This is a genomic window from Sphingomonas bacterium (assembly GCF_903642285.1).
Taxonomy (GTDB): domain Bacteria; phylum Pseudomonadota; class Alphaproteobacteria; order Sphingomonadales; family Sphingomonadaceae; genus Sphingomonas.
The window spans coordinates 17911-36946 of sequence record NZ_CAHJWJ010000030.1 but is presented as its reverse complement, the minus strand read 5'-3'; the positions used below and the strand labels follow the sequence as shown (position 1 = coordinate 36946).

Annotated in this window: 24 protein-coding genes; 19 read left to right on the top strand and 5 right to left on the bottom strand. The window is 66.6% G+C overall.

Translation table 11 applies throughout. The features are described from left to right. A partial coding sequence (locus HUU99_RS13590) for a hypothetical protein (protein ID WP_438827182.1) occupies window positions 1-348 on the bottom strand: 348 nt, incomplete at its 3' end. A 1-nt stretch (window position 349) separates the two neighbouring features. Here HUU99_RS13590 and HUU99_RS13585 point away from each other — a divergent pair. Then, entirely contained in the window at window positions 350-985 is a 636-nt protein-coding gene (locus HUU99_RS13585; protein WP_174287118.1) for an SPOR domain-containing protein, read from the top strand. Continuing rightward, window positions 982-2148, top strand: a complete 1167-nt coding sequence (locus tag HUU99_RS13580) for a deoxyguanosinetriphosphate triphosphohydrolase (RefSeq protein ID WP_174287117.1) — start codon at window positions 982-984, stop codon at window positions 2146-2148. Before HUU99_RS13585 ends, HUU99_RS13580 begins: the two co-directional genes overlap by 4 nt. A 59-nt stretch (window positions 2149-2207) precedes the next feature. On the opposite strand, the gene HUU99_RS13575 is transcribed toward HUU99_RS13580, so the two are convergent. Beyond that, window positions 2208-2495 carry a hypothetical protein gene (locus HUU99_RS13575; RefSeq protein ID WP_174287116.1) on the bottom strand — a complete coding sequence of 96 codons (288 nt, stop codon included), beginning with the start codon at window positions 2493-2495 and terminating at the stop codon, window positions 2208-2210. Between the two features lie 244 nt (window positions 2496-2739). Between HUU99_RS13575 and HUU99_RS13570 the strand changes: the two genes are divergently transcribed. After that, window positions 2740-4278 (top strand): DUF1800 domain-containing protein, encoded by a 1539-nt coding sequence (locus HUU99_RS13570; RefSeq protein ID WP_174287115.1) that lies wholly within the window; start codon window positions 2740-2742, stop codon window positions 4276-4278. 3 nt (window positions 4279-4281) lie between these two features. Next, the gene (locus HUU99_RS13565) at window positions 4282-5436 is read left to right on the top strand and encodes a DUF1501 domain-containing protein (protein ID WP_174287114.1); all 1155 of its coding nucleotides are present in this window, start codon (window positions 4282-4284) and stop codon (window positions 5434-5436) included. A gap of 99 nt (window positions 5437-5535) precedes the next feature. Here HUU99_RS13565 and HUU99_RS13560 read toward each other — a convergent pair whose 3' ends face one another. Beyond that, a complete protein-coding gene (locus HUU99_RS13560; protein WP_174287113.1) occupies window positions 5536-5727 on the bottom strand; it encodes a hypothetical protein in 192 nt (63 codons plus the stop codon). 93 nt (window positions 5728-5820) lie between these two features. Here HUU99_RS13560 and argS point away from each other — a divergent pair, with 93 nt between their 5' ends. The 6 genes from argS (at window position 5821) to sdhA (ending at window position 12283) form a co-directional block, all read left to right on the top strand. Further along, a complete protein-coding gene (argS, locus tag HUU99_RS13555) occupies window positions 5821-7548 on the top strand; it encodes an arginine--tRNA ligase (RefSeq protein WP_174287112.1) in 1728 nt (575 codons plus the stop codon). Then, complete coding sequence (locus HUU99_RS13550) at window positions 7548-8276, top strand: SPOR domain-containing protein (RefSeq protein ID WP_174287111.1); 729 nt, start codon at window positions 7548-7550, stop codon at window positions 8274-8276. Before argS ends, HUU99_RS13550 begins: the two co-directional genes overlap by 1 nt. 202 nt (window positions 8277-8478) lie before the next feature. Continuing rightward, window positions 8479-9480: a beta-N-acetylhexosaminidase gene (gene nagZ / locus HUU99_RS13545; protein ID WP_174287110.1), complete on the top strand. Its 1002-nt coding sequence runs from the start codon at window positions 8479-8481 to the stop codon at window positions 9478-9480. 195 nt (window positions 9481-9675) lie between these two features. Next, window positions 9676-10098 carry a succinate dehydrogenase, cytochrome b556 subunit gene (gene sdhC / locus HUU99_RS15665; protein WP_302479992.1) on the top strand — a complete coding sequence of 141 codons (423 nt, stop codon included), beginning with the start codon at window positions 9676-9678 and terminating at the stop codon, window positions 10096-10098. Continuing rightward, the gene (gene sdhD, locus HUU99_RS13535) at window positions 10098-10481 is read left to right on the top strand and encodes a succinate dehydrogenase, hydrophobic membrane anchor protein (RefSeq protein ID WP_174287108.1); all 384 of its coding nucleotides are present in this window, start codon (window positions 10098-10100) and stop codon (window positions 10479-10481) included. Before sdhC ends, sdhD begins: the two co-directional genes overlap by 1 nt. Next, window positions 10481-12283, top strand: a complete 1803-nt coding sequence (sdhA, locus tag HUU99_RS13530; protein ID WP_174287107.1) for a succinate dehydrogenase flavoprotein subunit — start codon at window positions 10481-10483, stop codon at window positions 12281-12283. The genes sdhD and sdhA overlap by 1 nt, the downstream gene beginning before the upstream one ends. 18 nt (window positions 12284-12301) lie before the next feature. Here the strand turns inward: sdhA and HUU99_RS13525 are convergent, their stop codons facing one another. Continuing rightward, entirely contained in the window at window positions 12302-12592 is a 291-nt protein-coding gene (locus tag HUU99_RS13525; RefSeq protein WP_174287106.1) for a type II toxin-antitoxin system RelE family toxin, read from the bottom strand. Further along, entirely contained in the window at window positions 12579-12827 is a 249-nt protein-coding gene (locus HUU99_RS13520) for a type II toxin-antitoxin system Phd/YefM family antitoxin (protein WP_217430833.1), read from the bottom strand. The genes HUU99_RS13525 and HUU99_RS13520 overlap by 14 nt, the downstream gene beginning before the upstream one ends. Window positions 12828-12935: 108 nt before the next feature. Here HUU99_RS13520 and HUU99_RS13515 point away from each other — a divergent pair, with 108 nt between their 5' ends. The 9 genes from HUU99_RS13515 (at window position 12936) to sucD (ending at window position 18991) form a co-directional block, all read left to right on the top strand. Next, on the top strand, window positions 12936-13181 hold the full coding sequence (locus tag HUU99_RS13515; protein ID WP_174287105.1) for a DUF1902 domain-containing protein: 246 nt from the start codon (window positions 12936-12938) through the stop codon (window positions 13179-13181). Window positions 13182-13204: 23 nt separating this feature from the next. Further along, window positions 13205-13378: a type II toxin-antitoxin system HicA family toxin gene (locus HUU99_RS13510; protein WP_254603212.1), complete on the top strand. Its 174-nt coding sequence runs from the start codon at window positions 13205-13207 to the stop codon at window positions 13376-13378. A gap of 41 nt (window positions 13379-13419) precedes the next feature. Further along, window positions 13420-13995 carry a ClpP family protease gene (locus HUU99_RS13505; protein WP_174287103.1) on the top strand — a complete coding sequence of 192 codons (576 nt, stop codon included), beginning with the start codon at window positions 13420-13422 and terminating at the stop codon, window positions 13993-13995. A gap of 60 nt (window positions 13996-14055) precedes the next feature. After that, entirely contained in the window at window positions 14056-14838 is a 783-nt protein-coding gene (locus tag HUU99_RS13500; RefSeq protein WP_174287102.1) for a succinate dehydrogenase iron-sulfur subunit, read from the top strand. 113 nt (window positions 14839-14951) lie between these two features. Then, on the top strand, window positions 14952-15407 hold the full coding sequence (locus HUU99_RS13495; protein ID WP_254603209.1) for a PaaI family thioesterase: 456 nt from the start codon (window positions 14952-14954) through the stop codon (window positions 15405-15407). Between the two features lie 9 nt (window positions 15408-15416). Continuing rightward, window positions 15417-16523 (top strand): cell division protein ZapE, encoded by a 1107-nt coding sequence (gene zapE / locus HUU99_RS13490; protein WP_174287101.1) that lies wholly within the window; start codon window positions 15417-15419, stop codon window positions 16521-16523. 120 nt (window positions 16524-16643) lie between these two features. After that, window positions 16644-17606, top strand: coding sequence for a malate dehydrogenase (gene mdh, locus HUU99_RS13485; protein ID WP_174287100.1), 963 nt, complete (start codon window positions 16644-16646; stop codon window positions 17604-17606). After that, complete coding sequence (locus tag HUU99_RS13480; protein WP_174287099.1) at window positions 17603-18103, top strand: hypothetical protein; 501 nt, start codon at window positions 17603-17605, stop codon at window positions 18101-18103. Before mdh ends, HUU99_RS13480 begins: the two co-directional genes overlap by 4 nt. Before the next feature lie 3 nt (window positions 18104-18106). Then, window positions 18107-18991, top strand: coding sequence for a succinate--CoA ligase subunit alpha (gene sucD, locus HUU99_RS13475; protein ID WP_174287098.1), 885 nt, complete (start codon window positions 18107-18109; stop codon window positions 18989-18991). Window positions 18992-19036: the final 45 nt, after the last annotated feature.

Here is a 19036-nt window from a genome sequence, read left to right as displayed (position 1 = left end):
GCGCGACCCGATGGCCCGCACCGCCTGGTACAGCAGCTCCGCATCGCTCCACACCGGCACACCCGCGGCGATTGCCCCGGCACCCGCGCCGCGCCCTCGGGCAACGCTTGTCGCCGCGGCGGAGTCGCCCGCGACGCCCGGTGCGATCGCCTCCACGCCGGTGACGGTCGCCGCAGCGACGCCTGCGCCTATGACGATACCGGCGGTCCAGGCTCCGCCCGGACCCGTATTCGGGCCCTCGGTCGCGGTCGTGCAGGCGATACCTGTGCGCAAAGCGCCGACGCCCGAACCCGTCAGCGCCGCGCCGTTGCCGACGCCGGGCTTCACCGCGCTTGCCGGTGCCGCCACCATGCCTCGCACGACCGCGCGCCGTGCGCATGGCGAGGATGCGGTGCTCGCGCGGATCATCGCCGGTCTGTCGATCCCCGCATCGGAACTGGATGCCGCCGGGCCGGCTCACGCCGCGCCGGGCGAGATCGCCGCCGTCGACGCGAAGCCGACGCGCAGCGGACGCGGTCGTCACGATACCGCCCCGACGCCTGCACCCACCGACGAACCCCTGACCCCGGCCGAACGCAGGGCCGCGGATCGCAAGGCCGCTGCCGCGACGAAGGCGATCGTCGCTAGGAAGGCGGCCGCCGAGGAGAAGGCGGCCGCGGATAAGGAAGCGGCCAAGGAGGCCGCTGCCGAGCGTAAGGCCGCGCGATCGAACCCCGCGCGGATCTGGGTACAAGTGGCGGGCGGCGCGAACGCGGACGATCTGCCGAAGGCCTGGGCCGCGGTGAAGAAGAAAGCCCCCGATGTGTTTGCCGGCCATGGTGGGTGGAAGACGCCGTTGCGCGCGACCAATCGCGTGTTGGCGGGGCCGTTCAAGACCGACGCCGATGCGCGTGCGTTCGTGAATTCGCTCAAGAAAAATGGCGTGTCCGGCTTCACCTTTACCAGCGACGCCGGTCAGAAGGTCGAGAAGCTGCCGGCCGAATGACGGCGGTCGCGCCCTGGGCTTCGGACCCGGCGGCGAGCAGAGGACGGCTTCACGAGGAACAAAGCGGGATCGAGCGCGGCCCGCGCGACGGCTTCCAGCGCGACCGCGACCGGATCGTCCATTCGATCGCGTTTCGCCGCCTGCGCCACAAGACGCAGGTGTTCATGGCCCCCGATGGCGATCATTTCCGCGTCCGCCTGACCCACAGCCTGGAGGTCGCGCAGATCGGACGGACGATCGCGCGGGTGCTTGGGCTGAACGAGGACCTGACCGAGGCATTGTGCCTGGCGCACGATATCGGGCATCCCCCGTTCGGCCATGCCGGCGAGGATGCGCTGAAAGCGGCGCTGGCTGAGGCGGGGGGCTTCGATCACAACGGGCACACGCTGCGCACGCTGATGACGATCGAGCGCCCTTACCCGCGGTTCGACGGACTGAACCTCGGTTGGGAAACGCTGGAGGGACTGGCGAAACATAACGGCCCGGTGCGCGATCCGGGCTGGGCACTGGCGGCGGCGGACGCGGCCTTTCCCCTCGCGCTGGACACGCACGCATCGTTGGAGGCGCAGGTCGCGGCGATCGCGGACGATATCGCCTACGACAATCACGATATCGACGATGGATTGCGTGCCGGGCTGCTGAGCGTCGATCAGCTCTGCGCGGTGCCGATCGTCGCGCGGGGTTGGACCGCGGCGCAGGGGCGGTATCCGGGTGTCGAGCACAAACGTCTCGGCCACGAACTGGTGCGTGCGCAGATCGGTCTGATGGTGAACGATGTGATCGCCGAAACGCGGGCGAGGATCGCGGCAAGCGGCGTGACGAGCGCGGACGACGTTCGCGACGCCGGTCGGCCACTGGTCGGCTTTTCGGACGCGATGCGGATCGAGGAGCGCGATCTGAAAGGGTTCATGTACGCGAACCTGTACCATCATCCGGTACAGCTGGCGGCGGCGGAGGCTGCGCGCGGCGTCGTCGGCGGATTGTTCGCGGCCTATCGGGCCGATCCGTCGGCAATGCCCGCGGAATGGCGCGATCGCCTGCCCGCGGACCGCGTGACGCGTGATCGGCACATCGGCGACTTCATCGCCGGCATGACCGATCGCTACGCCGTCGCGCGGTACCGCGAGCAGGTCGGCCCGATCGACTTGCCCGAAGGGTTCTGAATCCCCCCGGAGCCTTGCCCATCGTCATCCCCGCGAAAAGCGAGGATGACGCGAGCCAGTCAGCGCGATGCGATCTGCGTATTGGTCGGCTCGATATCCGCCACGTTGAAGGCGACCTGCACGCCGGACACCAGTCCATGGACATGGCCGTTCGTGACGACGAGGCGGAAGGGTTCGCCCGATGGCAGGCTACGCCCGATCAGGACCTGACGCGCGCCATGCTGTTCGGCGGTATATTCGTAGGTGACGCCGTCGCGAACGAAACGCGTCGGTGCTTCGTGCGCCATGGCGACGGTCGAACCGAGCACGGCGATAGCGGCGGCGATGGTGATGCTGGTCTTGCGCATGATCGAAAACTCCCGAAAGATCGGTGCTGATCGCACCCGTTCTTCCTCTCCCGCTTTCGAAGGTCGGTTTATTGCGACGCAGCATAGGTTGCAAATGCAAACCCATCGCGGTGCGAATGCAGCTTTTGCAACCGTGATGGTCGGGGCGGCGCGACGAGTTGCGACCATGTGGCATCGTTCGGGCATAGTCTTGCGACAGGCTCGGCGTATACCGGTATAGGCCAATGGCTGAAGGAGACGGACGATGTCGGCATCCAGTACCGCGCTCAACCGCTTCGGCCTCGGTGGCCGGCCGGGGGATTCGGTCCCGACCGATGCGAAGGCCTGGTTGCTCGGGCAGTTCGCCGCCTACCAGCCGCGGCCTGCCGCGTTGGCGGGAGCGCCGACCAGCGCCGCGGTATCTGCCGAACTCGCCGATTATTTCGAGCAGCAGCGTACACTTCGTCAGCAGGCGCAGACGGGCGGACCAACCCAGCCCGAGGCTGCTCCACCGATGACGCCGCCATCCCCCGCCGCCGGCGCGCAGATGACCGGCGCCGCGCCCCAGCCGCTCCCGCCCGGCATGGCCCCCGCCGATCCCGCCAAGACCCCCCGCACCGACGCGCAAAAGGCCGCGCGCCAGTTCGCGCAGCGCGAAGGTCGCCAAGATTACGCTGGCGCGGTTGCCGCACGCGCGATCGCCGCGCTGACGACCGACACGCCGTTCGTCGAGCGGCTGGTGTATTTCTGGGCGAACCATTTCGCGGTTTCGGCGGACAAGTTGGCGGTGATCGGCCTGTCGGGCACGCTGGAGTTCGAGGCGATCCGCCCGCACGTGCTCGGCAATTTCCGCGACATGCTGACCGCGGTGGAGCGGCATCCGGCGATGCTCATCTACCTCGACCAGGCGGTGTCGGTCGGCCCCGACAGCCCGCTCGGCCAGCGGATCGCGTTCCGCGGCAAGCGCAAGGTCGGGCTGAACGAGAATCTGGCGCGCGAAATCCTGGAGCTGCACACGCTCGGCGTGCGGTCCGGGTACACGCAGACCGACGTAACCGAATTCGCCCGCGCGATGACGGGCTGGACGGTCGCCGGGATCGGGCAGGGGCCGGGCGCGCGCGTGCTCGGCAATTTCGGGACGCCCGGCCAGTTCGTGTTCGCCGAAGCGCTTCATCAGCCCGGTGAGCGGCACGTCATGGGCAAGCGCTATGCCAAGAGTGGGGTGAACCAGGCGCAGGAAGTATTGGACGACGTCGCGGTCGCGCCCGCCACCGCCAACCATATCGCGACCAAGTTGGCGCGTCATTTCGCCGGCGACACCCCGCCGCCGGCGATGGTCGCCCGGCTGCAGGCGGCGTTCCTGTCGTCGGGCGGCGACCTGCCTACCGTCTACCGCGCGATCGTGAACTCGCCCGAGGCATGGGTCGAGGCGTCGCCGAAATTCAAGACGCCGTGGGAATGGACCGTATCCAGCTACCGCGCACTGGGCGCGACGACGGTACAGCCCGGCGTCATCGTCGGGCTGATGAACCAGCTCGGCCAGCCGGTGTGGAAGCCGGGCCAGCCGGTCGGATATGACGACATCGCCGCCAGCTGGGCGGGGCCCGACGCGGTGATGCGCCGGGTCGAGGCGGCGGAACGATTCGCCGCCAAGGCACCCGCCGCGATCGACGCCCGCGCGCTGGCCGCCACGCTGTTCCCCGCCGCGGTCAGTCCCGCCACCACCCAGGCGCTGGCGCGCGCCGAAAGTCCTGCCCAGGCGCTGGCACTCCTGCTGGTCGCCCCCGAAATGATGCGGAGATAGATGATGTTCGATCGTCGTAGCTTCCTCTCGACCGCCACGCTGGCGACGCTGGGCACCGTCTTCGCGCCGCGCATGGCGTTCGCGAAGGCCGCCACCACCAAGCGGTTCGTCTTCATCATCCAGCGCGGTGCGGCGGATGGTCTGGGCACCGTCGGCCCGGTCGGCGACTCCGCCTTCACGCATCAGCGCGGCGCGCTGGCGGAGGATTTCGCGACCGGTGCCAAGCTCGACGCGATGTTCGCGCTCCACCCCTCGATGGCGCACACCGCAATGCTGTACGGCCAGGGCCAGGCGCTGTTCGCGCACGCCATCGCCTCGCCCTACCGGGACCGGTCGCATTTCGACGGACAGAACGTGCTGGAGACGGGTGGGGCGGGGGCGTATCAGGTGCGCGACGGCTGGCTCAATCGGCTGCTGGGCGTCGTCCCGACCCAGGATGCGCGCGCGATTGCGGTCGCCGCTACGGTACCGATGGCGCTGCGCGGGAGCCATGAGGTCGCATCCTATGCCCCGAGCGCGCTGCCTGCGGCCTCGGACGACCTGCTCCAGCGCGTGGCGATGCTGTACCAGGGCGACAGCCAGCTTCACGGGCTGTGGAGCGAGGCGATGGCGACTCGCCAGCTGACCAGCGATCTCGGCCAGAACGGCGGACAGAATGCCGCGGCGACCGGTACGCTCGCGGCCAAGCTGCTGTCCCCCGCGGACGGCGCGCGGATCGCGATGATCGAGACCGGCGGCTGGGACACGCACACGACGCAGCGCCAGCGGCTCGGCCAGCAATTGAAGGGCCTCGACGCGATGATCGCCGCGCTGCAGGTCGGGATGGGGCCGCTATGGGACGATACGATGGTGCTGGTGGCGACCGAGTTCGGCCGCACCGTCGCGGTCAACGGCACCGGGGGTACGGATCATGGCACCGGCACCTCGGCGATGCTGATCGGCGGTGCGGTGAAGGGCGGGCGTGTGGTGGCGGACTGGCCGGGCCTGAAGGGATCGCAATTGTACGAGAACCGCGACCTGAAGCCGACCACGCCGCTCGACGCGTTCATCGGCGGCGCGGTGGCAAGCCACTTCGCGACCGATCCCGAGCGGACGATGGCGGCGTTGTTCCCGACGAGCGGGGGAACGGCGGCGATCGAGGGGCTGGTGCGGGCGTAGTCCGGTGTTTTCCTGCGAACGCAGAAATCGGGGGTAACGGGCGTCGCCCCCGGTAACGCGGGGCTCCTGCTTTCGCAGGAGAACATATCCGCGGTGGCGTCAGCCCCGCACCAGCGCGAAGATGGCATCGAATATCGTCGCGCCGGCGAACGGTCCGACCAGCAGCATCAGCAAGTTCAGCCCGACGATCCAGCCGATCATCCGCTCCTGACGCTTCGTGACGCGACGGGGCGGCCGTTTGGGCTGCCAGGGTTCGGGCGGCGGCCAAGCGTTGTTAAAATCGACGAACATGCGTGGCTACCTCGCGCGGCTGAGTCGCGGTTCGAACAAAGCACGGATCGGCCGGCATTGCGATGCGCACCGGGTGCCCGTAAGCGCGCGGGTATGACGCTCTATACCCGTTTCGCCGATTATCTCGATGCCGCGCTCGATGATCTGACCCTGGCCGGTGTCCTGCCGGAGGGGCTGGATCGCCGCGGCGTGACGGTCGAGCCGCCGCGCGACACGACGCACGGCGATCTCGCGACCAACGCCGCGATGGTGCTGGCAAAGCCCGCGAAGACCAGCCCGCGCGCGCTGGCCGATGCGCTCGCCGCCGAACTGCGCAAGGTGAACGGCGTCGCGGCGGTCGCGGTCGCGGGGCCGGGGTTCATAAACCTTCGCCTCGTCGACGCCATCTGGCGCGACGAGATCGCGGCGATCACCGCGGCCGGAGCGGATTACGGGCGCTCGGACACCGGCGCGGGGACGACGGTGAACATCGAATATGTCTCCACCAATCCGACTGGGCCGATGCACATGGGGCATTGCCGCGGCGCGGTGGTCGGCGATGCGCTCGCCAATCTGCTCGCGTTCACCGGCTACGACGTGACGCGGGAATACTATATCAACGATGCGGGCGGGCAGGTCGATGTGCTCGCCCGCTCGGTCCACCTGCGCTACCGAGAGGCGCTGGGCGAGGCGGTCGGTGCGGTGCCCGAGGGGTTGTATCCGGGCGACTATCTGGTTCCGGTAGGGGCGGCGTTGGCGGAGGAATTCGGCGACCGTTACGCGACCGCGCCGGAGGCCGACTGGCTGGTGCTGTTCCGCACGCGCGCCGTTGCTGCGATGATGACGCTCATCAAAGCGGATCTGGTGCTGCTTGGGGTCCATCACGATGTCTTCGCATCGGAGGCCGCGTTGCAGGCGGCGGGCAAGCCCGAAGCCGCGGAGGCGGTGCTGCGCGCGCGTGATCTGATTTATGACGGCGTGCTGGAAGCGCCCAAGGGCGAGACGCCGGAGGATTGGGAGCCGGTCGTGCTGCCGCTGTTCCGCTCGACCCGGTTCGGCGACGACCAGGACCGGCCGATCCGCAAATCGAACGGCAGCTGGACCTATTTCGGGGCCGATCTCGCCTATCATTTCCAGAAGGCGCAAGGCGCGGATCAGCTGATCGACATCTGGGGCGCGGACCATGCCGGCACCGTCAAGCGGATCACCGCCGCGGTCGCGGCGCTGACCGAGGGACGGACGCGGTTCGACGTGAAGCTGGTGCAGATGGTCCGGCTGTTGCGCGGCGGCGAACCGGTCAAGATGTCGAAGCGCGCCGGCAATTTCGTGACGCTGGCGGACGTGGTGCGCGAAGTCGGCAAGGATGTCGTCCGCTTCACGATGCTGACCCGGCGGTCGGACGCGCAGATGGACTTCGACTTCGCGAAGGTCGTCGAGGCGTCGAAGGACAATCCGGTCTTCTACGTCAACTACGCGCATGCCCGGATCGCGTCGCTGCACCGGCGCGCGGTGGAGGCGGGTATCGCGGAGGGGACGGCCGACCTGTCCCGGCTTGATACGGAAGAGCTGGCGCTGGTGAAGCTGGCGGCGCAGTTTCCGCGCACGGTGGAGACCGCGGCGAACACCCGCGAACCGCATAGAATAGCATTCTATCTCTATGACTTGGCCGCTGCGTTCCATGCGTTGTGGAACGTCGGTAACGACCGGCCCGACCGGCGTTTTCTCATGGTCGACGACGCGGAAGCCACGCGCGCGCGTCTCGCCTTGGCGGCGGGGGTCGGACAGATTATTCGTAACGGGCTGTCGATCATGGGCGTCGAAGCGGTATCGGAGATGAATTGATGACGGACGACATGGACTTGCGCGAGGAAGATCGCCTGCCGTGGCTGGAAACCGTCGAGCCGGACGAGCATGTCGGTCCCGGGCTGGGCCGCGTGATCGCGCTGGTCGCGGTCGGGCTGGCGGTCCTTGCTGCGATCGTGTTCGGCATCTTCAAGCTGCAGCATCGCCCGACCGGTCCCGACGGCCAGCTGATCGCCGCGCAGGAAGGCGACTACAAGGTCAAGCCGGGCGATCCGGGCGGCCTGAAGGTCGAGGGCGAGGGCGACAGCGCGATCGCGACGAGCGCGGGCAAGGGTGCCGGCAATGGCGCGATCGACCTGAAGGCGGTGCCCGAGGCACCGGTGAAGGGTATGAAGGGTGCGCATGCCGCCCCGAAGTCGACCGCGCCGGTGGGTCATAACGCAGTGGCACAAGTCCCCGGCCCCGGCGGCAAGCTGGTCGCCGCAGCACCGGTCACCGTCTCGCGCTTGGGCGCGGCCGGGGCGGCGGCGGGTGGTTCGCTGGTGCAGCTCGGCGCATATCCGAGCGAAGCGGTGGCGGACGCAGCCTGGACGACCTTCACCAAGCGGTTCGCGTATATCGCGCCGCTGGGCAAGGCGGTGCAGCCCGTCTCGATCGGCGGACGGACGCTCTACCGGCTGCGCGTGAACGCGGGCAGCGCGAACCAGGCGGCGGATATCTGCGGCCGGCTGCGCGTGGCGGGGGAAAGCTGCTTCGTCGCGAGTTGAGCGGCGTTTCCACTGCGGAGGCGGGTAACTTGCATCGTCTACTCGCCTCACCCCGGCGAAGGCCGGGGCCCAGTTGCCACGGTTTGCGTTGGCGCGTCCGACGCTCTCCAACGCAATGCGCCGTAGCTGGGCCCCGGCCTTCGCCGGGGTGGCGGCATAGCCTGGGGTGGCATGCGCGCGCGGATAACGTAAACGCTAGCGCATGAAGCCCGTGATTTTCGGCCTGTCCGGTCCCGTCCTAACTCCCGACGAAGCCGCTTTCTTCGCGGACGTCGAACCCTCGGGCTATATCCTGTTCGGCCGCAACATCGTCGACCGCGCGCAGCTGCGTTCGCTGACCGACAGCCTGCGTGCGCTGGCGGGCCGTGAGGATCTGGCGATCCTGATCGATCAGGAGGGCGGGCCGGTCGCACGGATGAAACCGCCCGAATGGCCGGCTTTTCCGGCTGGTCCGGCCTTCGACCGGCTCTACGACATCGCGCCGATGTCCGCGATCCAGGCGTCGCGCGCCAACGGTCAGGCGCTTGGGATGATTCTGGCGGAGGTGGGTGTTACCGTGAATTGCGCGCCGTTGCTGGACGTCGCGCGGCCCGACACGACGGCCGCAATCACAAGCCGCGCATTCGGCCGCGATCCGATGCGTGTCGCGGCGCTCGGCCGGGCGATGCTGGGCGGGCTGGCCGCGGCCGGGATCGTGGGCGTCGTCAAGCATATGCCTGGGCACGGTCGGACGCCGGTCGATTCGCACCATGCTTTGCCGACGGTTACCGCGGACGAAGCGGCGCTTGCGATCGACATCGAACCGTTCCGTACGCTGAACCAGGCGCCGATGGGAATGACCTCGCATATCGTCTACGAGGCATGGGACGCCGACCGCCCCGCGACGCTGTCGCCCGTCGTGATCGAACAGGTGATCCGCGGGACTATCGGGTTCGACGGACTGTTGATGACGGACGATATCGATATGAAGGCATTGTCCGGGACCGCGGCGGACAAGGCGGCGGGGGCGATCGCTGCCGGGTGCGATGTCGTGCTGGATTGCTGGGCGCGGATGGACGAGATGGTCGCGATCGCCGATCGGCTGGAGGAGATCGCCCCCGCTTCGCGCGCGCGGCTTGACCGGGCGATGGCAGGGCGCGCGGCGGCGCAGGGCGATTTCGCGGAATTGGTCGCGATGCGGGACGCGTTGCTGGCGCTGGTCTAGCGCTGTCGCCAACGCGTCGATTTGCCCGCACTTCGGCTACGCATGGCAAACCAATTCGCGGCAGGGGGATCAAAGCGTCGGCGATTAACAACCGATGCCGTACGCGCCACTTGGCTCCGTCGCGGCCATTGCGGTGACGGGGATGCGCACCTAATAGACCGGTCACATTCCCTTCGTCGTTCGAGGACCCGCCCTTTGGCCACCCGATCTCCCGCCCGCCCGGGCACGCGCCCCGTAAGCCCGCATCTGGGCATCTGGAAATGGCGCGTGAACATGACCGTTTCCATCCTCCACCGCGTGACCGGCAGCGGGATGGGCACCGTCGGCATTATCCTGCTGGTATGGTGGCTCGCCGCCATCGCGGGTGGCGCAGACAGCTATGCGACGTTCGCGAACGTCTTCACGACCGCGTCCGGGCATCTCAACATCATCGGTTACGTCATCGGCATCGGCCTGACGCTGTCGCTGTTCCAGCACATGGCGAACGGGGTGCGACATCTCGTGCTCGATATGGGTGCCGGCTACGAACTGAAGATCAACCGGATCGGATCCTATCTGACGTTCGTGTTCTCGATCGCGATGACCGTCCTGTTCTGGCTCTATCTGGGGATGAAGTGATGCGCGGCGGAACCGAACTCGGACGGGTGCGCGGGCTTGGCAGCGCCCATGAGGGCACGGGCCATTGGTGGCATCAGCGGCTGACGGCCGGCAGCAATCTGCTGCTGATGGCCTGGTTGATGATCTCGATCGCTCGCATGGGGTCGTACGACTTCGCCGGGGTGCACGCCTGGCTCGCCAATGGCTGGGCGGCGGTGCCGATGGCGCTGCTCGTGCTGTCGGTCTTCTACCATGCGCGGCTCGGCCTGCAGGTCGTGATCGAAGACTATCAGCACAACGAGACCCGCGTCGTCGCCATGGTGGCGTTGAACCTGTTCATCGTCGCGTGCGTCGCCACCGCCCTTTTTGCGATCCTGAAGGTCGCGCTGGGAGCTTCCGTCTGATGACTGCCGCTTACAAGATCATCGATCATACCTATGACGCGGTCGTCGTCGGCGCGGGCGGCTCCGGCCTGCGCGCGACGATGGGTATTGCCGAAAGCGGGCTGAAGACTGCCTGCATCACCAAGGTGTTTCCGACCCGCTCGCATACCGTGGCGGCGCAGGGCGGTATTGCCGCCAGCCTCGGCAACAATTCGCCCGATCACTGGTCGTGGCACATGTATGACACCGTCAAGGGGTCGGACTGGCTCGGCGACCAGGACGCGATCGAATATATGGTGCGCGAGGCACCCGCCGCGGTGATCGAGCTGGAACATGCCGGCGTCCCGTTCAGCCGCAACGACGACGGCACGATCTACCAGCGGCCGTTCGGGGGCCATATGCAGAATATGGGGGAGGGGCCGCCGGTCCAGCGCACCTGCGCTGCCGCCGATCGTACCGGCCACGCGATGCTCCATTCGCTGTACCAGCAGAGCCTGAAATACGACGCCGATTTCTACGTCGAATATTTCGCGCTCGATCTCATCATGGAAGACGGCGTCTGCCGCGGCGTGATCGCGTTATGTATGGAAGACGGCAGCATTCACCGCTTCCGCGCGCATCAGGTCGTGCTGGCGACCGGCGGCTATGGCCGCTGTTATTTCTCGGCGACCTCGGCGCATACCTGCACCGGCGACGGCAATGCCATGGTGCTGCGCGCCGGGCTACCGCTGCAGGACATGGAGTTCGTCCAGTTCCATCCGACCGGCATCTACGGCGCTGGCGTCCTCATCACCGAGGGCGCGCGCGGCGAGGGCGGGTATCTGACCAACAGCGAGGGCGAGCGCTTCATGGAACGCTATGCTCCGTCCGCGAAGGACCTCGCGTCGCGCGACGTCGTGTCGCGGTCGATGGCGCTGGAAATGCGCGAGGGTCGCGGCGTCGGCAAGAATGGCGACCATATCTGGCTGCATCTCGACCACATCGATCCCAAGGTCCTGGCCGAACGGCTGCCCGGCATCACCGAGACCGGCAAGATCTTCGCCGGTGTCGACCTGACGCGCCAGCCGCTGCCGGTGACGCCGACGGTGCATTACAATATGGGCGGCATCCCGACCAATTATCACGGCGAGGTCGTCCGCCTGAAGGACGGCGATCCCGACAGCGTCGTCCCCGGCCTGTTCGCGGTCGGCGAGGCGGCGTGCGTTTCGGTCCACGGTGCCAACCGGCTGGGGTCGAACAGCCTGATCGATCTGGTCGTCTTCGGCCGCGCGACGGGACTCAGGATCAAGGATACGCTGAAGCCCGGCACCAGCCACGCGCCGCTGCCCAAGGGTTCGGAAGAACTGGCGATCGGCCGTCTCGACAAATTCCGCCATGCGAGCGGATCGTCGCCGACCGCCGAGGTTCGCCTGGAGATGCAGCGCACGATGCAGAAGCATTGCGCGGTGTTCCGCGACAACGCGCTGCTGACCGAAGGTCAGGAGAAGATCGCCGCGACCTATGGCCGGATGGCGGACATCGGCATCGTCGACCGGAGCCTCATCTGGAACACCGACCTGGTCGAGACGCTCGAACTCGACAACCTGATCGCACAGGCGAAGGTGACGATCGACAGCGCCGCCAACCGCAAGGAAAGCCGCGGCGCGCATGTCAACGAGGATCATCCAGACCGCGACGACGCAGGCTGGATGAAGCACACCATCGCGACCTTCACGGGCTGGGGCGGCGTCGGCGGCGCGACCGCGATCGATTACCGGCCGGTGCATGATTACACGCTCACCGACGATGCGGAATATATCAAGCCGAAGAAGCGGGTGTATTGAGAAGACCGGCGGGGTGGATCAGTCGATCCGCCCCGCCGCCAGCTTATAGACGAGGTTACGATCGCGCCTGCCGACGGCCACGACAATCACCGTCACTCGGCCATCGTCGACGCGGTAGATCAGTCGGTATCCAGCGGCACGCAGCTTGATCTTGTAGCAGCCCGGCATGTCGCTGAGCTTGGCAGATGATATATGCGGCGCGCTAAGGCGCTCGCGTAGCTTCTTCACGAATTGTTCGCGGATCGAAGGGGCAAGCTTGTCCCATTCCTTCCGCGCGCTGGGAAGAAATTCGAGATTATAGGTCGGCAATATCGACCGGTATGCCGACTTCGCCTGCGCGCGCGCGGACGATGTTGGCCAGTTCCATATCGTCAAGCCGGTCCAGCAATTCCTCCCACGCCGCGGCGGGAACGAGATACGCCGCGGGCCTATTGCGGTTGAGGACGGCCACGGGAGATCCGCCCGCTGCCACAATGACGGCGGTCGGGTTCTTCTTGAGGTCGCTGATGCTCACACTTGCGCCGGCGTTGATGGTTTCAATCATGACCGGTTGATAGCACCTTGAATAGGGCTGATCAATCTACGCTGATATCTTCTCGATGCGGATGGCGTTCCGGCATGCCCGGCGTTACATGGACGTGAGGGAAGCAGCATGACACTCTGGACGCTTCACGCCGCCTATGATCCGGAAACGCGGGTCTGGTATACGCTCGATTGCGACGTACCGGGGCTCGTGACGGAAGGCGAGACTTTGGAGCAACTCCGCGACCGTGCCGTCGCGGTTATGCCGGAACTGATCGCCGACAATGCCGATGCGTTGCCGATAGAGCGGCGACGAGGCCCCCATTCATTGCGGCTTGTGGCCTTCCATGAAAGCACCGTACCGGTCGCGGCTTGATGGGCAGCAGTTATGGGCGAGACTTGAAGCGCATCTTGCTCGACAACGGATGCCGCTTCGTCCGCAACGGCAAAGGCGATCACGAAATCTGGTTCAGCCCGATCAGCGGCCTGCACTTCACCGTCGATGCCGGCACGCGAAACAGGTTCACGGCGAACGGCACGCTGAAACAGGCCGGGATCAAGCCGGCGTTCTGAATGTCTGGAACCCCCCGCCAGCCAAACCGTTGCCCCGCCCCATGACCGACGCCGCCAACAACGCCCGCAACTACCCGCTCCTCGCGCAGCCGCACGTTCAGCTGTCGGGGCAGGTGAACGACCAGATGTACGCGGCCTTCAAGCAGCAGCTCGCCGACGTGCCCACAGACGGCGCGATCGTGTTTTCGATCACCACGCTTGGCGGCGACCCCGAGGTCGCGCGGGCGATGGCGGACGATGTGCGGTTGCTGCGCGACTATACCCAGCGCGAGACATTGTTCCTCGGTAAGGTCGCGGTCTATTCCGCCGGCGCGACGTTCATGTCCGCCTTCCCGGTCGACAAGCGCATTCTGACGCGGGGCACGCGGCTGATGCTGCACGAGCGCCAGATCACGAAGACCATCAATCTCAGCGGCCCCCTGCGGATGTGCGTGGCGTCGATCCAGGCGACGCTGCATGAGATCGAGCAGTCGATCGACATCGAGGAAGAGGGGTTCCGCGACCTGATCGCCGGCAGTCGCGTGACGTTCGAGGAACTGCACGAGAAAGCGCCCGCCAACTGGTATATCGGCGCGGACGAGGCGCGCGATCTTGGGTTAGTCCTCGACGTCATCTGACTTGCGCACAGGAGGCGGAAGGCATAGCTGCGACGCGAGAAACCGAGGAGCATCGCGGCGATGGCCGAGTTCACCCTGCCGAAGAACAGTGTCGTCAAGAAGGGCAAGGCGCATGCCTCGCCGACCGCCGGCAAGCGCTTGAAACGCTTCAAGGTCTATCGCTACGATCCCGACAAGGCGGAGAACCCGCGCTTCGACACGTTCGACGTCGATCTCGACGAATGCGGGCCGATGGTGCTCGACGCGCTGATCAAGATGAAGGGCGAGCAGGACAGCTCGCTGACGTTCCGCCGGTCCTGCCGAGAGGGCATCTGCGGATCGTGTTCGATGAACATCGACGGCAGCAACGGTCTTGCCTGTACCACCGCGATCGAGGACGTGAAGGGCGAAGTGCGGATCACGCCCCTGCCGCACATGGAAGTCATCAAGGACCTGGTCCCCGACTTCACCCATTTCTACGCGCAATATTCGTCGATCAAGCCCTGGCTGCAGACCGTCACCCCGCCGCCCTCTGGCAAGGAGCGGCTGCAGTCGCCCGAGGATCGCGAGAAGCTGGACGGATTGTACGAGTGCATCCTGTGCGCCTGCTGTTCGACGTCGTGCCCGAGCTATTGGTGGAACAGCGACAAGTTCCTGGGGCCGGCGATCCTGTTGCAGGCGTATCGCTGGCTTGCGGACAGCCGCGACGAGATGACGGGAGATCGGCTGAACGAACTGGAGGATCCGTTCCGCCTGTATCGGTGCCATACGATCATGAACTGCGCGACGGTGTGTCCCAAGGGGCTGAACCCGGCCAAGGCGATCGCCGAGATCAAGAAGATGGAAGCCGAGCGGGTTATTTGATTTAGCCACCCCGGCGAAGGCCGGGGTCCAGTATCCAGACGATCATTGGCAAGCGTTGCCGCTCATCACGCCGGTTATCCCGACTGGGCCCCGGCCTTCGCCGGGGTGGCAATTTGACCGACACGCCGCATTTCACCGACACCGAAGACGCCGCCAACCCCGGCTGGCGCACCTGGTCGCCGACCGATCCAACGCGGTTCAACACGCTGCTCGGGCCGATGCTGTTTCGCGTCGATGGCACGGTCGCGCGGGTTCGGATGACGCCGGAGCATCGGCATTCCAATCTGCGCGACTATGTCCACGGCGGCGCATTGCTCGCGTTCATCGATATCGCGCTGTTTGCGGCCAGTCGCGGGTTCGGGCTGATTACCGCGGGCACGGCGGTGACGCTCGACCTCAACACGCAGTTCATCGGCGGCGGCAAGATCGGCGAGCCGATCGAGGCGCAGGTCGAATTGCTGAAGGAAACGGGCCGGCTGCTGTTCCTGCGCGGGCTGGTGGTGCAGGGTGAGGACGACACGCGGATCGCGGCGTTTTCGGGGACGATCCGCAAGCCTTCCGTCAGATGAGGGCGACGCATGTTTAGCGTCCTCGCCGCCTACGAAACCCTGATCGCCGATGGCGAGCTGCGTCCCGATCCCGAACAGGCCGCCGCCGCTGCACGCCTCGCCACGCTCCAGTCGGAACTGGAAGTCGCTCCCAGGCGGGGCAGCGTTCTCTGGCGGCTCGCCCGTGCCAGGCCGCCCGCGCCGCGCGGGCTCTATCTCTGGGGCGATGTCGGGCGCGGCAAGTCGATGCTGATGGACCTGTTCTTCGTCAACCTCGACATCCGGCGCAAGCGCCGCGTCCATTTCGGTGCGTTCATGCTGGAGATCCACCAGCGCATCGCCGCCGAGCGCGTGAAGGAACAGGGCGATCCGATCGCTCCCGTCGCCGCCGCCATCGCCGATGAGGCGCGGTTGCTGGCATTCGACGAGATGATGGTCACCAACAGCCCGGATGCGATGATCCTGTCGCGGCTGTTCACGGCGCTGATCGATCACGGCGTTACGATCGTCACCACCTCGAACCGGCCGCCGCAGGACCTTTACAAGAACGGGCTCAACCGCGAACATTTCCTGTCGTTCATCGCGCTGCTCCAGGCGCGGCTGGACGTGCTGCCGCTCAACGGCCCGGTCGATTACCGGCGCGACCGGCTGGGTGCGATCGACACATGGCTGGTCCCGAACGGGCCCGCCGCCACCGCGGCTTTATCCGCTGCGTTCTTCCGACTGACGGACTATCCCGTCGAGGACGCGGCGCATGTCCCGTCCGAGGACCTGACCGTGCAGGGCCGGACGCTGCATGTGCCAAAGGCGCTGAAGGGCGTGGCGGTTTTCTCGTTCAGGCGGCTTTGTGCGGAGGCGCGGGGTATGGCGGATTACCTGGCGATCGCGCGGCGCTATCACACCGTGATCCTGGTCGGCATCCCCGCGATGGGTCCGGACAACCGTAACGAGGCCGCGCGGTTCGTCGCGCTGATCGACGCGCTGTACGAACACCGCGTCAAATTGCTGGCCGCCGCAGATACGCAACCCGGTACGCTGTACCGGGACGGCGACGGTGCGTTCGAGTTCCAGCGTACGGTCAGCAGACTGGAGGAGATGCGATCGGACGACTATCTGGCGCTAGGTCACGGCGTATAAAGATATTGCGAACGATTAGCAGTATTGGGTCTTAAGAAGATTGCTTTACCGGTTGCCCCATCGACCGTTCGCGCCTATTCGGCGTTGCCAATCGCACCCGCGACACGACGGAGTATTGGAATGGCTCGAAAGAAGATCGCGCTGATCGGCGCCGGGAATATCGGCGGGACGCTCGCGCATTTGGCGGCGCTCAAGGGTCTCGGCGACATCGTCCTGTTCGACGTCGTCGAAGGGGTGCCGCAGGGCAAGGCGCTCGATCTCAGCCAATGCGGGCCCGTCGAGGGCTTCGATGCCAAAATCACCGGCTCTAACGACTATGCCGACATCGCCGGCGCGGACGTCATCATCGTGACGGCCGGTATCGCGCGCAAGCCGGGGATGAGCCGCGATGATCTGCTCGGCATCAATCTCAAGGTCATGAAGGCGGTGGGCGAGGGGATCAAGGCGAACGCGCCTGATGCGTTCGTGATCTGCATCACCAACCCGCTCGACGCGATGGTATGGGCGCTGCGCGAATTTTCCGGGCTGCCGACGCACAAGGTCGTCGGCATGGCAGGCGTGCTCGACAGCGCGCGATTCAGCCATTTCCTGGCCGACGAGTTCAACGTGTCGGTGAAGGACGTGACGAGCTTCGTGCTGGGCGGACATGGCGATACGATGGTGCCGGTGATTTCCTATTCGACCGTTTCGGGCATTCCGGTCCCGGACCTGATCGCGATGGGCCGTTCGACGCAGGACAAGATCGACGCGATCGTCAAGCGCACGCGCGGCGGCGGCGGCGAGATCGTCGCGCTGCTCAAGACCGGGTCGGCCTATTACGCGCCCGCGACCAGCGGGATCGCGATGGCGGAGGCGTATCTGTACGACCAGAAGCGCGTCCTGCCCGCGGCCGCGTATGTCGAGGGTCAGTACGGGCTCGACGGGCTGTATGTCGGCGTGCCGGTGGTGATCGGTGCCGGCGGGGTCGAGCAGATCGTCGAGATCACGCTGGACGACGAGGCGAAGGCGAACCTGGCGGTGAGCGTGGACGCAGTGAAGGAATTGCTGGAGGCGTGTAAAGGCATCGACGGGACCCTGGCGTGATCCTCGGCGCGGTTCTGCTCGCGGCGCTCCAGGTCGGCTCCGCCGTTACGGCCGATGGCAAGTTGTTGCCCGCGAGCGAAGCTGCAGTGCTGGCCGGTGCCAGGGCCTGCGTCGGCGCGACCGTCGATCCGGCCGGCCAGGATGCCCGGTTGACGGGCTGGCCGTCGGTCATCGGCAGCGATGCCGACAAAGACCCGAGCGGCGCGGCCAAACGGGTCGCGTCGAAGGATGGCGTGCGGCTGGTGGTAGCGACCGGGGTTGATGGCGGCTGTGTCGTCGACGCGCGGGGCGATGCCGCGTTCGGTCCGACCCGTTTCTATGCCGATCTGGGCAAGCAGGTAGGCGTGACGATCGACAAGGCCAAACCGGTCGTCGACTTGCCAAACGGCGAGTTGATGGTCGTGCAGGTCGGGGCAGAGAAGGGCGTTCAGTACATTCAGCTCGTCGTCGCCAATCGCAACGGCAAATACGCCAAGAAATATTCCAAGGGGAACTGACGCGTGAGCATCCTCGTCGACAAGAACACCCGGGTCATCACGCAAGGGATGACCGGCGAGACCGGCAGCTTCCATACCAAGGCGGCGCTGGATTACGGTACGCAGATGGTCGGCGGCGTCACGCCCGGCAAGGGCGGGACGGAGCATCTCGGGCTGCCGGTCTATAACACCGTCGCGGAGGCCGCGGCGAAGACCGGGGCGACCGCGAGTGTGATCTACGTCCCGCCCCCCTTCGCCGCGGATTCGATCCTTGAGGCGATCGACGCCGAGATCCCGCTGATCGTGACCATCACCGAGGGCATTCCGGTGCTCGACATGGTCAAGGTCAAGCGCGCGCTCAGCGGCTCGAAGTCGCGGCTGATCGGCCCGAATTGCCCCGGCGTCCTGACGCCGGGGGAATGCAAGATCGGGATCATGCCCGGCAGCATTTTCAAGCAGGGTTCGGTCGGCGTCGTCTCGCGCTCGGGCACGCTGACCTATGAGGCGGTGTTCCAGACATCGAACGCCGGGCTCGGCCAGACCACCGCGGTCGGCATCGGCGGCGATCCGGTCAACGGGACGAACTTCATCGACGTGCTGGAACTGTTCCTGGCCGACGAGGCGACCAAGTCGATCATCATGATCGGCGAGATCGGCGGTTCGGCGGAGGAAGAGGCGGCGCAGTTCCTGATCGACGAGGCGAAGCGCGGGCGCAAGAAGCCGATGGCGGGCTTCATCGCCGGCCGCACCGCGCCGCCGGGGCGGCGGATGGGCCATGCGGGCGCGATCGTGTCGGGCGGGCAGGGCGGTGCCGAGGACAAGATCGCGGCGATGGAAGCCGCCGGGATCCGGGTGTCGGCGTCGCCGTCCTTGCTGGGCGAGACGTTGCTGGACGTGTTGAAGGGTTAAAACCCTTCTCCCCTTGTGGGAGAAGGTGGCGCGGAGCGCCGGATG

Bases quoted from the DNA above. Each gene is read 5' to 3' on its own strand.
- HUU99_RS13500 (WP_174287102.1), top strand. From the start codon at position 14,056: ATGGCCGAGTTCACCCTGCCGAAGAACAGTGTCGTCAAGAAGGGCAAG.
- HUU99_RS13505 (WP_174287103.1), top strand. From the start codon at position 13,420: ATGACCGACGCCGCCAACAACGCCCGCAACTACCCGCTCCTCGCGCAG.
- mdh (WP_174287100.1), top strand. From the start codon at position 16,644: ATGGCTCGAAAGAAGATCGCGCTGATCGGCGCCGGGAATATCGGCGGG.
- HUU99_RS13575 (WP_174287116.1), bottom strand. From the start codon at position 2,495: ATGCGCAAGACCAGCATCACCATCGCCGCCGCTATCGCCGTGCTCGGT.
- HUU99_RS13565 (WP_174287114.1), top strand. From the start codon at position 4,282: ATGTTCGATCGTCGTAGCTTCCTCTCGACCGCCACGCTGGCGACGCTG.
- HUU99_RS13515 (WP_174287105.1), top strand. From the start codon at position 12,936: ATGACACTCTGGACGCTTCACGCCGCCTATGATCCGGAAACGCGGGTC.
- nagZ (WP_174287110.1), top strand. From the start codon at position 8,479: ATGAAGCCCGTGATTTTCGGCCTGTCCGGTCCCGTCCTAACTCCCGAC.
- HUU99_RS13570 (WP_174287115.1), top strand. From the start codon at position 2,740: ATGTCGGCATCCAGTACCGCGCTCAACCGCTTCGGCCTCGGTGGCCGG.
- HUU99_RS13520 (WP_217430833.1), bottom strand. From the start codon at position 12,827: ATGATTGAAACCATCAACGCCGGCGCAAGTGTGAGCATCAGCGACCTC.
- sdhA (WP_174287107.1), top strand. From the start codon at position 10,481: ATGACTGCCGCTTACAAGATCATCGATCATACCTATGACGCGGTCGTC.
- HUU99_RS13580 (WP_174287117.1), top strand. From the start codon at position 982: ATGACGGCGGTCGCGCCCTGGGCTTCGGACCCGGCGGCGAGCAGAGGA.
- HUU99_RS13550 (WP_174287111.1), top strand. From the start codon at position 7,548: ATGACGGACGACATGGACTTGCGCGAGGAAGATCGCCTGCCGTGGCTG.
- HUU99_RS13560 (WP_174287113.1), bottom strand. From the start codon at position 5,727: ATGTTCGTCGATTTTAACAACGCTTGGCCGCCGCCCGAACCCTGGCAG.
- sdhD (WP_174287108.1), top strand. From the start codon at position 10,098: ATGCGCGGCGGAACCGAACTCGGACGGGTGCGCGGGCTTGGCAGCGCC.
- HUU99_RS13585 (WP_174287118.1), top strand. From the start codon at position 350: ATGCCTCGCACGACCGCGCGCCGTGCGCATGGCGAGGATGCGGTGCTC.
- argS (WP_174287112.1), top strand. From the start codon at position 5,821: ATGACGCTCTATACCCGTTTCGCCGATTATCTCGATGCCGCGCTCGAT.
- zapE (WP_174287101.1), top strand. From the start codon at position 15,417: ATGTTTAGCGTCCTCGCCGCCTACGAAACCCTGATCGCCGATGGCGAG.